Consider the following 17,685-nt stretch of genomic DNA (forward strand, 5'->3'; position numbering starts at 1 on the left):
TGTATAAGCCTGCGTTTTTCAGGTTAATCTGAACAGCTGCATAACCGTTTGCATCAGTTGTTCTGTTTAATGTTACACCGTTGTAACCGATGTAGATGGTTTTATTTTGTGAAGTCGCTGCTGTTAATTACAGTAGCTGTTTTGCTTGGAGCAATGTTCTGCAGGTTAATAGTCACATTAGCAGGTTCTATGGAATCAGTACCTGCATAGCTGAACTCAACAATAGCATTGTTGGTATTGTTCAGCAAGAACCAACCATTTTCATCAGTTGTAATGTTTGCTTCAACACCGTTGATTTTGCAGACAACTGTAGCGTTTGCAATAGGATTGCCCATGCTGTCAACTAAAACAGCATCAATAAAGCCAGATCCGTCAACAGTGACATTAACAAATTCACTGGATACCACAGGAGCAGCAAAAGTAGCGGCTTTATGGAATCCTGCGTGAGTATCATCACCATCATAGACGACAACAACACTGTGTTCACCAGCAGTCAAGTTTTCAATTGGAATAACAGCAGTACCGTTTTCATCTAAAGGAACAACAGTTTCAACACCATCAACAATTACAGATACATTACCAGTAGCTCCAGGAATGGAAACAGTCACATTAGTATCTTCTCCAACTTTAAAGTCAGTAGGGAGTGTGATATTTGCATCAGTGGTCTGTTTTTCAACAGTGAATGGGACAACAGTGGTTACAGCATCATTTTCATCATCACCATTGTATGTGACAACAACATAATGATCTCCAGCTGTAGCATTTTCAATTGGAATGACAGCAGTACCGTTTTCATCTAAAGCGATTGTAGTGGACTGTGCTAAATCAGAAATAACAGATACATTACCTGTCGCATTAGGAATACTGATTGTAATATTAGCACTTTCACCAGCTTTAATGTCTTCAGGAACATTAATTTCAACTTCAGGAACTTCTTTATCAGCCACTTCAATAGTTACAGTTTCAGAAGCATTTACACTGAAGTAATCGTCACCTAAATACATTGCACTAATATTATAGGTTCCAGCTTTATCGAATGTGAAGTTTACAGAATCGCCCATATTCAATGAAACAGCAACATTTGCATCACCGATGGTAAATACAACCATACCGCTTGCAGCTTCAGGAAGTTCTACACTGATAGTAGTAGGCACTCCAACAGTAGCTTTCTCATCAGCTTTAACTACAACAGGAGCATCTTTTTTCTCTACAGTAAATGGAACAGTAACTGTTACAGCATCATTTACATCATCACCATCATATACAACACTTACATAATGATCTCCAGCCATTACATCTTCAAGAGTGAAAGTAGCAGTACCATTTTCATCTAAAGCAATGGTGGTAGCTTGTCCTAAATCAGAGGTTACAGTTACATTACCTGTTGCATTTTCAGCTTTGATAGTAACTGTTACATTTTCACCGGAAACCGCTTCACTAACTTCAACATTTACTTCTGTTGAGAGTTTTTCAACGTTGAATTCTTTTAATGCATCAGTTGGTGTGTATAAAAGGTCTCCGTCAAAGTATACACCAACAGTATATTTAGCTGCAGGTAAATCAGATACATTTAATTGTGCTGTACCGTTATTTACGTCTACAGTGTATTTTTTACCGTTGAGGATTACTTCAACAGTTCCGACAACAGGTTCTGCGAATTTGATATTGATTACAGCATCTTCACCAACAACAATATCATCAACTTCAACATTTAATACAGGATCAACTGGGAAGTTGTCTTTTACAGTGTTGTTTTCGTTTGCATATTTAACAGATGCATCTCCAACTAAATCTGCAGCATATAATACGTTATCAGTTACAGTGTTGTTTTGAGTTGATTTAAGGTCTATTGTGAACTCGGATGATGAAACAATAAAGTTGTCTTTAATTGTATTGTCGCCGGAGTTTACAGTGACTAAACCAAATACATCGTTTCCAGTGAAAGTAGTGTTTTTAGCAGCTGCACTGATAGTTACAGTTGTTAAAATGGTATTGTCTTCTGCAACAACGTTTTTACCACTGATTGTTAAAGCTTTTGCAGTATTGTTAATAAAGGTACATCCTTCGGTTACAGTTAAGGAACCTTCAGTTACGTTGTTGTTTTCAACAAGGCTGTAAGTACCGATAGCCATTGATCCTCCACCAGTTATGGTGTTGTTTCTGTATACGTTTTTGGTTGAAGTAGCACCGAACTGGTTGACAATTCCATTACCTTTAAAGTTGATTAAGGAGTTGTTTTCAATGATGTTACCTTGACCACATACAGTAATACCATACATGAATCCGGAAGCAGCCATATGACTGACAATCTTGTTGTTTGTGTAGTTTACAAATTCAGGGTTGTTTCCTGTACCTACGAAAATGTTTGAGGACAGTACGTTACCTGATGAGCCAGTTATTTCAAATTCATTGTTGTCAAATGTAGCGTATTTACCACCTTTACCGAGTACAACACAACTTGAACCGGTTCCACCGTTTTCAAAGTGAGAGTTTTTAATGGTTGTGTAGTAAGCGTTAGAGTGGATAGACAGGAATCCAGTACCTGATCCTACTCCTCTTTTATCAGCTTTCATGTAAATATCATCAACAGTCACATATGAAGCTCCTCTGATGAATAAGTTACCGTTTATAATGCTGATACCGGTTATGTTAGTGTGGTCTGCACCAGCAATAACATTGAAGGTTGTCCATGGAGCACTAGTACGGTTACTGTCAAATACTGCATCACCAGTAGTTGAAACAATGTTTTCAGGTTTGTTGATGGATAAAGTAAATTCATTGCCGATAAATGAACCCTGGAAGTCTAAGGTTACATTTTCAGGAACATAATCGAATAAGTAATTATTGTTGTCTGCATCGAAGTAGTATTTGAAGGTTTCATTTGTAATTACACCGTCAATTACTTGTAAGTTACCTGTGGACATAGTAGGTAAATTATATTTGTCTCCGTTGTAAGTTACATTAATTCCATTAGCGCCTAAAACTAAGTCTTCTGCAGTTACATTAACAGTTACAGTTTCATTTTCTAATTTTACTTCTTTAAATGTTTTATTTCCAATAACGATAGTTACATTACCAGTTCCTGTAGGTACAGTTACAGTAATAGTGGAGTTAGTTCCGATCCATGCAGTTTGACCGTCAATAAATATATCAATATCTGCAAATGGAGGAGTGTTGTTTTCCACAATACCGTCCACACCAGGAGCAACAGAATCATCACCGAATAATTCTTCAGCGTATAATGTGTTTCCTGTAACGTTAGCTTTGGTTCCACTAATTACTGAAACAGTGTATTTACCTTGAACATACATAGTGTTGTTCTGTACATCCAATGAACGGGAACCGTACATGTACTGACCATAGCTTACACCGTGAACAGGAGCATCTTCCACGTATCCTGCTACATTATTGGCGTAAATAGTGTTGTTATATATTTTTGCGTCACCGTTTGTGATTTCAATACCTGATACCAATGCCCATTGATCGGAAGTGGTTGCATTACCAGTTACATTTATAATGTTATTTGCAAGGTATACCTCAGATGGTCCGCCCATCATACTAGCAACGTAGAATCCTAAGTTAGGACCGTTTGAGACAGTGGTAATGTTGTTTCCAATAATATCAATTTGAGATTCTACACCTTGGAGCGCATATGCTGTACCGGCAGCGTTTAATCCGGATACAGTTCTCACATCAAAGTTGTTGTTAGAAACAGTAGTGTTTTTATCAAATCCGAAATCAATTACATATAAGTAAGCTACTACACCTTGAGGAGTAAATTCATCAATGAAATAGAAGTCATTTGAATCTACCAGTACATTTTCACAGCCGATAATATATACGGATTGAGCGGTTGGATAACTTGCACTTACATCATTTAAAGTAGAGTTTACTTTATTGTTTGTAAATGTAATGTTTTCGGTTGCTCTGAGTCTGATAGGATTTACAGTATTTAATCCCATCATGAAGTAATCCCAGTCATAGTTGCTTGCATATAATGCAGGGAAACTGGTGTTGAATTCATTTCCGTCGATTAAGATATTTGAAGATTCATCCACATTTATTGCACTTGCTGAGCTAGTGTCTTCAGTAATATGGGTTTCAACGTAAACGACAGAGTCTGTTACATTTACATTATCTACACCATTAATATCGATAGCAACAGAATCACCATCCTGAACAATGTAGGAAATGTTCATATTGGAAATGGATACATCGCTTTCAGTTACAGTGATTAAAGAACCTAAATTGCTTGTGGAAGTTAAAGTCAAACCGTCAATGCTCACATCACTGGAACCTATTACAATACCCATATCTTTTAGCACTGCATCTTCACCAGTAATGTTAACAGGCCTGTCAAGAACCACGTAATCTGAAACTTTGCTGAATTCACCTTTAAATATTAAATCACCGAATGGAACATCTGATTTTAAGAATCCTGAATCATCGAAGTAATCAAAGAATACATCTTCAGTTACAACATTGTCCAAACCAATGAAAGTAGCATTTTCGGTTCCAACGTTGACGAAATCATCACCATTGTAGGTAACAGTTACATTGTTTACACCAGCAATGAAATCAGTGCTGTTTAATTCAATAGTTAAAGAACCGTTTACTAAAGGTACTTCTACAAACTCTTTATTGTTAACTTTAACAGTTACATTTCCAGTAGCATTTAAAACAGTGATTGCAATAGTATTGTTATTAACAATGAATGCATTTTTAACATCAATATCGATTACTGCGTTACCGCCGTTGCGAACAACAGTATTGTCTTTACCTTCAGCATATTTAACTGCTTCATCACCTAATTTATCAGCACTAGCCAATTTATTATTTGTTACAGTATTGTTTGAGGTAGATTTAAGGTCAATTGCATAATCAGTTTCAGATGAAATGACATTTCCAACAATTCTGTTTTCATTTGAATTAACAGTTAAAAGACCTTTTACAGTGTTGTTTTCAAATGTTGTGTTTTTAGCAGCTGCAGCAATAGTTACAGTGGTTAAAACTGTGTTGTCAGTTGCAACAACGTTTTTACCACTGATTGTTAATGATTTTGCAGTATTGTTGACAAAAGTACATCCTTCGGTTACGGTTAAAGAACCTTCAGAAACATCGTTGTTTTCAACAAGACTGTAAGTACCGATTTGCATTGATCCTCCACCTGTTATGGTGTTGTTTCTGTATATGTTTTTGGTTGAGGTTGCACCATATTGGTTAATAATTCCATTACCTTTAAAGTTGATTAAGGAGTTGTTTTCAATGATGTTGCCTTCACCACATACAGTTATACCGTACATGAATCCGGAAGCAGCAACATGACTGACAATTTTATTGTTTGTGTAGTTTACAAACTGAGGAAGTTCTCCCGCACCAACAAAAACATTTGAGGATAAAACGTTACCTGATGAACCGGTTATTTCAAATTCATTGTTATCAAATGTAGCGTATTTACCTCCTTTACCCAGTACAAGTACGCTTGAACCTGTTCCACCGTTTTCAAAACGTGAATTTTTAACGGTTGTGTAGTAAGCGTTAGAGTGGATAGACAGGAATCCGGTACCTGATCCAACACCAGTCATATTAGCTTTCATGTAGATATTGTCTACAGTAACATATGAAGCTCCTTGGATGAACAAGTCACCATTGATTATGCTGATGCCAGTAATATTGGTATGGTCACCGCCAGCAATAACATTGAATTTTACCCATTGTTTGTTGGTAGTGTTACTGTCAAATACAGCAGTACCAATTAAATCTTCATTGTAATTGCCTAATACTCCAGTTCCGTTAGCAGCTTTAGATGAAATTACATTTACAGGTGTGTCAATGTAAACACTGTATTGAGCGCCGTAGAATGGTCCTTGGAAGTCTAAGGTTGCTCCTTCAGGAGTAGGTAATAAGTATCCTTTTTCATCAAAGTAGTTGTAGAATGTGGAATTGGTAATTACACCGTCAACAACAATGAATGTAGCATTGTTTTCACCAGTGTTGACAGTTTCACTGCCTGCATAGATTGCAGTAACATTGTTAATACCGTCAACTAAATCAGCGAAGTCAACTACTTGTGATACAGTACCGTTTACAATTGGTAAATCTTTGAATTCTTTATCATTTACTTTTAATGTTACGTTTCCTTCAGTAGCATTTGTAACAGCTACAGTGATTACATATTCAAATCCTTTGAATGCATTTGGAGCGGAAATGATTATTTCAGCAGCGTAAGGAGGTACATTGTTTCTGATTACATTGTTTGAACCGTCTTTAATGATAGCTGCATCGTCACCCCATAGCTCCTGAGCATGTAAATCGTTTCCGATTACATTTGAGTCAACTGCATGTAAGAAGTAGACCGCATATGCCCCATCAGTGAACACTGCATTGTCCCTAATATCGAATGTATGGTCACCTGAAGTCCATTGAGCATAGCTTATTCCATATAAGTTATTGTTTTCGTCATAAGCACCAGTACTTTGAGAGTGTACAGTGTTATTGTATATTTTAGCATTGGTATCTTGAAGTTCCATACCTGAAACTAATGCATATACATTAGTACTGGTTGCAAGACCGGTTACGTTAATGAAGTTATTGGTTACAGTAATATCGGTTTCACCCATATAGTTTTGTGAGTAAATACCTAATGTAGGGCCGTTACTGACTGCATTTAAAGTGTTTCCATCAATTAAAAGACCCTCATATGGACCTGTAAGTTGAATTGGATAAGCTGTACCTGCACCGTCTTCACCTGCAGTAGAGTTTACAGTAATCTTGTTATTTACAATTTGAGCATCATTACAGCTGTACAAGTCTACAGCATTGGAGTATCCTGCACCCTGAGTTGAGAAGTCATTTTGGGTAATTGTGTTTCCGCTGATTAATAAATTAGTTACTCCAACAGCCATTATTGAATCAACAGTTGGATAGTCTCCATTAGCAGCAGTCACATCAGTAGTTACTTTGACATTGGAAATTGTAACGTTTTCACTGTCTTGAGCACCGATTGCTAAGATTAAATCTTGATCAATACCTGATGAAGCGAAATCCACATCACATGCAGGCAATTTAGAGTTTATGGTTCCTCCGCTTACAGCAACATTTGTTGAATCACGGATTTGAATAGCATGCTGAGTGTATCCTTCAGTTCCAACAGAGTTACTTACAAAGTTGATAGTAGGATTAGTTACTTTAACATTATCTGCTTCATATACATTTACAGCATTAGCTTCAGTATCTTTTTCAGTTTCATATTTTACAGTTAAATAACTTAATGTTACACCGTCACCTCTGACATTGACAGCAGCACCGTGGTCTCCATCAAGATTAATTGTAAATCTTGTGAATGTTACATCATCGGATAAGATGTCAAATGTAATGTTATTGAATACAGCATGACTGGATGAGTATCTGCTGAATGACATTGGTGCAGTAATGGTTATTTTATCGATTCCTAAAGTTTCTGCATTGAATGCATCCCTGAATGTTAGGGAAGTGAATGGAATATCAGTGTACATGTATCCGTCTTCATCAAAGAAGTCATGGAAGTTGGAATTGTAAATGTAGTTGTTGTTTCCGCTGACTTTTAATGTAGCGGTACCGAAGTTTTCTTCGAATAATCCTTCTTCATCAGTGTATTTAGCAACTATATCATAATTACCGTTACCTAATGAAACTACAAATTTGCCTTTTGCAGTACCGTTTTCAACAGCTAAAACTGCAATTGATTCCTCATTGATGAATAATTCAACATTACCCTGGTTAATGATTGTTCCATCACTTGAAGTTACATTGATAGTGTAGAGAGGTCTTTCACCTTTTTTAGCAGATACATTATCAAGTTGAACTACAGTTGAAGTGGAAACCAGGAATAAGTTTTCTTTTTGATAGTCCACAATAACATCTACAACTTTTAAGTTAGCAGGAACATTGTAAACAGTTGAGAATTCACCGTTTTCCATTACGCCTTTGATTTCTCCTGCAGATGTTTCAATGGTTACGTCACGAGGTACTGAAATAGGATTAGTCAATTTACCAGTGGATGAACCTGTTGTGTATGAATTAATATCTGCAGTAATAGTTACGTTTTCACCTTCAGCAAATGCAGTGTCATTTGAAACTGTTAAGACAGCCCACCTGTTTAAGGTTACTTTGTTTGATACTAATTCTTTTGGTGATTCACTGGATCCCCACCAGTTATCGTTTGCATTTACAGTAGGTGTAACCATACTGGTTACTCTTGAATAAATTGCATAGTCATAGTCATCATTATTGTTTACTAAAACAGAGTTTGCAACGTTTACGGTGGAAGTTCTTACGTAAATTGCTCCACCACCTAAACCGTCAACAGTGTTGTCTTCAAATAATGAGTCAGTTATAGTCAAAGTTTCTTTTTTATCAGAATAAGCTCCAATAAAACTAATTGCTCCTCCACCATAGTTACTGTCTGAGTCTTCACCTTTAGCAGAGTTTTTGGTAAATGTAGAACCAGTAATGGTTGCAACATTAGTGTTTACGATTTCAATAGCTCCTCCACCATATGAATTAGCGGAGTTGGAGATGAAGTCGGAATTTATAATTTCAAATTTACCAGCTTGTTGAGCAAATATTGCTCCTCCAGCAAAGTTGGTGTTTCCTCCAGCACTGTTTTCAGTAAAAGTGGTTCCTTCTACATGTAATTCAGGAGAAATTCCAATGCCTGCATTTTGAGTGAATATTGCTCCACCGTTTTGGCTTGCTTTATTGTTTTCAAATATTGAATCAATAACAGTCAGGTAAGCAGCATTGTATATTGCTCCACCGTTTTTGGAAGAAGTGGAGTTAGCTAAAGTACAGTTTTTAATAGTCAAATTACCTGAGTTTCCAAGTAATGCACCGCTTTCATCAGAAGAAATGTATCCATTAGTTAAAACAATATTTTCCAAAAGGACATTTGCATCTGTACCGACATATAAAATTCTTCCGTTATTGTCAGCATCAAAAATAACATTACCTTCACCGGTAATAGTCAGGTTATCATAGATAGATCCTAAATTACCAGTTTTATAGGTACCTTCCAATACTACAATTTGACCTTCAGTTGCAAGTTCAATAGCTTTTGCAACAGTTTTAACTGCAGTTTCTTTGCTTAAACCATCATTGTCATTGTTACCGTTTTTATCTGAAACATAAATGATTTTAGCAGCAGGAGCAGGTTCCTCACTGGAAAGGCCAGGAATTTCTTTTTCTAATGCATTTCCATTACTTAATTTGTATTCACCGTTATCTTCAACTACCCAAACAGTTGCAGTTACATTTTCAGGCAATTCATTAGATCCCCAGTAGTTGTTTTCCAAATCTAAAGTACCCACAGTATTTGCAATAGCGCTAGCATCATTGTCCTGAATATTACAGTAATTGACTGTAGTTTTTGAATTTGCTCCAACATTAACAAATACAGAATCTACACAAGTATTATTAACAATTTCTGTTTCTTCAATGGTTAATTCAGCATTATTTGCGTTAGTTATTATACCACATGATTGAGTATTATATTTTGTGAAACTATTATTTGCAAAAGTACTTTTTGAAATGTTTAATTTTCCACAATTGTAGATAACACCTCTAGATTGTCCAGTAGCATTAACAATTGTCATATTTACCATGGTGACTTTTGCACTTTCTTTAATATAAATAGCACCATAAGAGTATGAAGAGGATAGAGTGTATCTAGGACTGTCAATTAAAACATCTTTAAGTTCAACATCTGCTGAACCACTTATATAAATTGCACTGCATCCTGCACTTGTTGCTTCTTTAGAATTTATAATTTTACAGTTTGAAACAGTTGCAGTTCCTGCAGCTCCTAACTGAATAGAACCCCATTTGCTTACACAGTTATCTAATGTACAATCAGTTATAGTAATATTATGTGAACTATAAGTAAATTTCATTGCAGCATTAGAACCAGTACCCGCATTTAAAATAGTTAAATTTTTAAAAGAGAGAGCCATAGAAGGTTCTACTGCACTGAATAAAGATTTTGCAGCACCAGTAATTTTTACACCATCCTGACTTTCACCAACAAGACTTAATGATTTAGTGAAAGTTATAGTGTTACTTTCAGAGTAGTTTCCATTTTTTATAAAAATAGTTTCTCCACCAGTAACCTTATCTGAGTTAACAGCGGAAGAAATTGTTTTATAAGGACTACTCTCCGTTCCTTGTTCGTCGTCACTTGTCGAAGAACTATCAACATAGATAGTATCTCCACTTGCACTAATAACATCACCAGCATCAGAGCTAGCTAAATTGTTATCAAGTGCATTATCTTCTGCACTGACCGTACTGATGCAAAATAGCATCATTACGACCAAAAGTGCACAAATAAAAATATTTTTATTAATTTTCTTCATTCAATCACTCGATTCAATGTTTTTTTAAATAATAAAGTTAACATAAGAAAAAATAAATTTAACTTTACATTCATAATATATGTGAAATCTAATATATAAATTAATATTAAATTAAAAAAAAATAAAATATAATCTATAAAATTTTTTCTAATAAAATATAAAACAGAATTGAAAAAATAATTCAAAAGGAAAATAACACATCAATTTTAAATAGCATTTACTTCAAAATACAATTAATCATTTGACATGATTGTTTTACAAACATCACAATAATTATATCTCCAAGTAAAATCAAAGAAAATTCAATGATTTTTAACATTCCGTTTTAATTTAGGATATATCTGAAAACGAAAAATAATAAAAAAATATACAAAATAAAAGAAAAAGTGAAATCATCCACTTATTTGAATTTTATAGTTTTTTTGACAGTGTTTTTAAGATAAGTGACCTGATAAGTGTATTTTTTACCGGTTTTAAGTTTTTTATAAACACTGTTTTTAATTGTGAATGTTGCTACACCTTTCTTATTGGTTTTGACTTTGAATGTCTTTTTGTTGAACTTCAGAGTAACTTTCTTGTTTTTCAGATATTTACCGTTGACCTTTTTAAGAGTTACAGACAATTTAACAGTTTTGGCAGATCTTTTAGCATTGATGTTTTTAGCAGCAATAATAGTTTTAACTACAACTTTATTTTTTGCTTTCAAATCTCCGTAAACTACATTGACAGTGTATGTTTTAGGAGGTAAAGATATCTTAACTGAAGCATAACCGTCAGCGTTTGTTATACGTGTGTATGTTTTTCCATTTATAACAATTTTAACAGTTTGATTTGCAAAACCTGCAGAATTTTTGGTTAATCTGACTTTATAATATTTTCCGCTTGTATAAAGCATGGATAAATCATATCCTTTTAGTTCAAATACAGGAACGGAAATATTGGAAGTTTTAATAATAGGAGAGTATTTGGAATCTCCTGAATATGTAACTGTTATGTTATGACTTCCACCACTTAATTTAGGAACATTAACACTGGCTTTACCGTTGACAACATCAGAAGTGTACTTTACTCCATCAACGGTTACCGTAAATGTACCTGTTGCATCAGCAGGAAGAGAAATGCTATACTCTTCACCAGAATCCGGAATGACAATGGTTTCATCACTGACAGGAATATCAACCTTCAATACTTTAAATCTAGTTGAATTAGCAGATTCGTTATAATAGTTATTTCCCCAATATTTAGCAGACACTTCATATTCACCTATAGCTAAACCAGAAACAACAACATTAACATTATTATTTTCAGCAATTACTTCATAATCCTTATTATCAACAGTTACTGTTACTTTTCCAGTCACATTTTCTGAAAATACTATATTAATAACTGCATCTTCTCCAACAGTTACATCAGATACTGAAATTTCCAGAGCGACTGATGATTTTTCTGGAGGTTTCTCATCCGTAACATTAACAACTGTACTTTTAGTTATTGAATCATATTTTGAATCACCAGAATAGGAAACAGTAATGTTATGACTTCCATTGGATAATTCAGGAACATTAACAGTAGCTTTACCATTACTCAAAGTTTCAGTATATTGTACCCCATCAATACTTACTGTTAATGTACCTGTTGCATCAGCAGGAAGAGAAATGCTATAACTTGAAGATTCACCAGATTTTGAAATGTTAATCTCAATTGTTTCTTCATCCGGAGGAATTTCCACCTTTAAAACCCTGAATGAAGTGGTATTTTCACAATCATCATAATTGTCTCCAGCGAATTTAACCGCAATTGTGTAATTTCCGGCATTTAAATCACTTAAAATGATATTGGAAACGCCTTTTTCAACATTTGATGTGTAATTTTTGCCGTTCAGCTCAAATGAAACAGTACCCTCAACAAATTCAGGCATTTCAACTTTAACAGTTACATTTTCTCCTACGGAAATATCATTAGAGCTGACAGTCATGTTTGTTTTAGCTTTTTTAACTGTGAAATTGGAAAGCAATGTCTTTTGAGTGAATCTGGCATCACCTGCAAAAGTTACTTCAACTGTATGAATTCCGGCATTTAAATTTGAAATGTTTTTAACGATTGATTCGTGAGCACTGATTGTTTCATTAAAGATTTTATCATCAATTTTAAGAGTTATTTCACCTGTGCATTGAGAATCAATTCCAACAATGACGGTTACATCATCACCGAAAACAGCATCACTAACGTTAATACTTATGTTAGGATTTTTCAATGCCCCATCAGTTAATGCAACTACTGAATTTTTAGTTTGAAGATATATTAAGCCATTTTCACCGATTACATGGCTTCCAATAATCTTTGATTCAACATCTGATTTCCACAGAAGGTTTCCTTCATTATCGAAAGCATAAAATACATTATCAAATCCAACATATACCTTACCGTCATTTCCAACTAAAATACCTGAAGTAAATGTTAAATTGGATATTAATGATTCAGTACCGTCAATTAAATCATATTTATATAAGTTTCCTTTTGAATTTAAGAGATATAATCCGGATTCATCATCCAAAACCAGATATTGACCTGCACCGCCAGTGATTTTGGTTTTCCAGACAGCACTTCCCTGAGGAGTGATTTGACAAATGTTATCATCTAAAACAGCATAAATCATATTGCCCGGCCCAACAACCGGCCTGATTGATTCAGTATTGCCTTTAACACTTGACAATACCTGATTGTTAGAAAGATTTATAATCTTGAGACTGTCATCACATCCTACAATTGCAGTGGAATCATCAATGATGACCGGTGCTGAAAGGGAACGGGATTTACCTAAACTGATTAATATTGGATTTCCACCTTTTTCCCATAGTTTATATGGAATGATTACCAGCTTATAGTCTTCAGAACCGTATTGGTATTCACTGGATATATAGACATTTGCATTTGAATCAACAACAGGAGCAAATAAGCTTGATCCAAGGTAAATATTAGAGTTTCCAAACTTCTCACCAGTTGTCTGATTTATGAAGTTTACAGTATTGCCTGCTTGAGGAACAATAACTACACCACGACTGATAGCCATTGCAGACAGATTTCCATCCCCATTTAAAGACCTGTTCCATAACTCTTTACCGTTATTGTCAATTGCATATATTGCTTTAGATGTTATCAGATAGATATTTCCGGCTGCATCGATTGCAAGGTTTCCGACAGCTTCCCCCTTTACAGCGTATTCCCATAGAATTTCTCCATTTGAATCAGATATATATGGGGATTTTCCAGTGTTTTTACTGTCATAGCCTTCATTAGGCCATTGAGGAGTTTGATAGTCAGATACTTCAAATGAAGTGTGATTTTCAGCATCTTCATAATTTTCACTCATTAAAGCTGCTGTGACTTCATAATTTCCAACAGCTAAATCTGAAATTGTCAGTGAAACTTTACCGGTACGTGGGATTGATTTTACTGTATTTTTATTATTGCATACAATTGTAATGTTTCCGGTAACTCCATTTTTAACAGTCACTTCAATAATTACATCCTGTCCAACCTTAATATCACCCACACTGATTGTTAATGGACTATTGGCTTTGACTACATTAAATGATGCAGTTGCATTATTCGGATTGAATACATTATCACCACTGTAACTGACCGTGAACTGCTTATATCCTGCATTTAAATTTGAAATATTAATTGTTGATTTACCGTTTTCAACATCTGAAGTGAAATCTCTGCCATCTACAGTAACATTAACATTTCCGCCTGCAGCATCATTTAATGTAACTTCAACTATTGCATTTTCACCGTAAACAATGTCAGCTGCACTGACAGAAATGGTCGTATCAAGCTTATCTACACTGAATTTAGCGTTATCCTGACTTTCAATGAATTTATAGTTTCCGTTGTATTGAGCCTTGATATTATAATCTCCACGAGTGATAGCGTTAATTGTATAAGTAGCTTTTGAATCAACAAGGCCCAGAGTTTCGGACTTATTATTTATTATCAAAGTTATATTTCCTGTAACACCAGGAGATACTGTAACTGTTATCAATACATCCTGTCCAACATCAATATCACCTATTGAAATATTTGTGGTTGAATTATACTTGTTGACATTGAATTTAATGTCTTTTACAACAGAAGAGTAATAATCATCCCCTGAATATGTAACTGTTCCAGCATATTCCCCTGAACTTAAACCGGATAATGTGAATGAGGTTTTTGCACCATTTACTGTTTGTGTTTGAGTGACATTTGCCAGATTAACTGTTATTTCGCCGGTTGCATTTCCCGGCAGAGTTATTGTTATAATTTCATCATCATCAACAAAGATATCTTTATATTCCACATCCATTTGAGGTTTTACTTTAGATTCTGTGAAGTTAATTACATCACAAGCACCATTATAATCAGCTTTCAGACTGCCTTCAGGATCAGTTAATGTAAATGTTGCCTTTCCGAATCCGTTAACAAGAGCAACTTCATTTTTATCGCAAATTCCCCCGGAAGTTAAAATAGCAAGTCTTACCAAAGGAAGATTGCCGCTATCCCAGTATGTTGCATTTCCATACTTGTTATATGCATTATTCAAATTAAATTCAACAGCAGCTTTTTCACCTATAAACATTGAGGTAGAATTTGCTGTTATGTTAAGGAATATCCAGTTTTCACAGTTGGATGATGAACTGATTGCAGGAGAAATATTATAATCATCCTGATTGTTACCGAACCAGTTTCCTGTACAGTAAATCTTCTTTAAGCCTGCTGAAGATTTTGAGTTGATCAATAATTTATTATTATTGTTATAGGTATTTCCTATAAATATAGAGTCTGAAACATGGATTTCAGTTGAAGTTAGAATTACTGCAGAGGATTTTCCTGTATCAGTATTATTAATAAATAATGTTGAGCTTAAATCAAGAAGCCCTCCGGAAATCAGTATTGCTGATGCTCCGTCATTACCTATGTTTTTAACAAATTCACAGTCTGTAATTGTTAAAATGTTCTGATTGCTGTTTCCTGATGCAAAGTTAATGCATCCGTCTTTTACATCATTGTTTGAAAATTCTGAATCAGTAATACGGGCTTTCAGTCCGCTTGTTGATTTGATTAATGCAGGAATTTTTGTTGTTTTTGCGCTATTGCTTTTAAATTGTGAAGATGAAATTTGGTAAGTGTTGGCCTGAATTAAAACACCGGAATTACTTTCGAATTCACAGCCTGTCATCTGAAGAGAACCTTCAGTTTCGATTAATGTTACATAGGTATTGGAATCAAAAGTACAATCATTAATATTTAAGATACCGTTACTCTGCTTTATAATTCTGTCAGCAGATGCAGATGACTGTTTAGAAGCTTTGAATATGATATTTTTAAATTCAACTTCAACATCACCAATATCGAAAATGTTACCTTTTGATGTGATTACTACACCGTCATTTCCGGAAACTGACAAATCATAATTTATTACCAGATTAGTATCGCTGAATGTTCCGTCCATAATAAATATATTTCCAGTTGAGTTTGCAAGTTCAATTGCCTTTGATAATGTTGCCACAGGAGTCGCATCAGTCATACCATCATTACCATCATTTCCGGATTTTTGTGACACATAAATATATTCCTTAGGCATACCGACAGAAACTTCATTACTTTTACTGGTTGATATAGATGGGACAACATAAACTTGGGCTTTTTCGATGTTTTTTAAATTTAATGTAAAATCAAGACCGGTAATTGTTTTGAGATATGAGCCATCCACGTAAACCAGATAGTCAGATTTCTTTAAAATATCTGAATCATAGTAATTTGCATTTTTTAAGGCTGCATCAATATGTAATGTTACTTCATCTCCAACCCGGTCATCAGCTACCAGTTTAAGTTTTGAAAATTCAATTGAATTTCCATAATAATAATTATCACTAATGTTGCATAGGGAATCATAATCCAATCTGATTACCAGTACGTCACTTACTCTAGTATGGTTAATAAATCTGTTTCCTACAATAGTAACATCAGGAGAACCATAGTTAGCACCCTGAGTTATAGCACATATAGCAGTACCTATAGATGCACTATTCTTAATAAATGTAGTGTTCAATACAGTAAGACCACCCTCATCCATTAATGATATAGCACCTCCACGACCTAGTCCATTAGACTCATTAGTAAGTGCCCAACATAAATTCTCATTACTCTCAAATAATGAATCTTCTATATGAATATATGGTGAGTGTAAATACTTACAAGCACCTATTGCACCACCTCCATTATTAGTAGTACAATTATTACCTTTAAATATTGTATTATATATCTGTAAGTAACTGTAGGTATATAGTGCACCGCCATTCCAACCTGCTATATTATCAGTAAAGTTGGAATCATATATTGTTGTATTAGCTCCCCCATGAGTATGTATTGCACCTGCCCACCAGAATGCAGTATTTCTATAGAATGTTGAATTTCTAACAACAAGTACACCGCAGTTATTGATACAACCTGGTTCGGTTCTGGCATAGTTACCTTCAAAGTAAGAGTTACTTACAGTAGCTCTTGCATGAGTACATATACCAGTCGGGTCATCCTTAGGATCATATAAACTTAAGCAACCAAAATCTGAAGTCATGTTTGTAAATGTGGAATTGGTTAATGTCAAATCCCCTCTGACAACATGAATAAAAGAGGAGTGGCCACCAGTTACTGTACAATTATTAAATATACAGTTTTCAATCAGATTATTTGTATTTCCGGCAATCTGTAAAAATATTGCATTTGGCTGGAATTCACAGTTAATCCATTTAAATGTGATTCCTTTCAATGTTATTCCAATGCCTGAATTCTCAGGAACAATAATTGGCAAATAGCTAATGCTTCTTGCATTTCTGGAAGAATCACCGAAATAAGCGCCAGAACTTCCCAGAATAGTTACATTATTATTTACCTGAATCTGATAGCTTTCCTCTTTTGGATTTGTGGGATAATAATTGGTATTTTCTTTTAGTTTCAGCACATAATTCTTATCATTTAAAGAACAGTAATACTGCAGATCATCCCAATCATCGACAGTAATTTCATTGGATGTCTCTTCAAGCACATCAATGTTTTGACTTTCAAGAATTGGAGTATCATTTATACCAATCTCCAATTCACCAGCATTCTGATTTAAAGTAGTATTTTCCAATTCATTAGCACATGCGCTACCAATGCTTACAATTAATAGCATTATCATTGCTAAATAGAAAAAATTTTTATATGACCTCATAATTAAACCTATTTGATAATAAATTAAAATATGTTAAGT

The 17,685-nt window shown here is 34.6% G+C and carries 2 protein-coding genes; both read right to left on the minus strand.

The genetic code is table 11. The features are described 5' to 3' along the window. Nucleotides 1-101 precede the first annotated feature (101 nt). Nucleotides 102-10,391: an Ig-like domain repeat protein gene (locus tag QZN33_RS05840; protein WP_296790016.1), complete on the minus strand. Its 10,290-nt coding sequence runs from the start codon at nucleotides 10,389-10,391 to the stop codon at nucleotides 102-104. 400 nt (nucleotides 10,392-10,791) lie between these two features. Further along, nucleotides 10,792-17,613 (minus strand): Ig-like domain repeat protein, encoded by a 6,822-nt coding sequence (locus QZN33_RS05845; protein WP_296790017.1) that lies wholly within the window; start codon nucleotides 17,611-17,613, stop codon nucleotides 10,792-10,794. Nucleotides 17,614-17,685: the final 72 nt, after the last annotated feature.

Source organism: uncultured Methanobrevibacter sp. (genome assembly GCF_900314615.1).
In the GTDB taxonomy this organism is placed as follows: domain Archaea; phylum Methanobacteriota; class Methanobacteria; order Methanobacteriales; family Methanobacteriaceae; genus Methanocatella.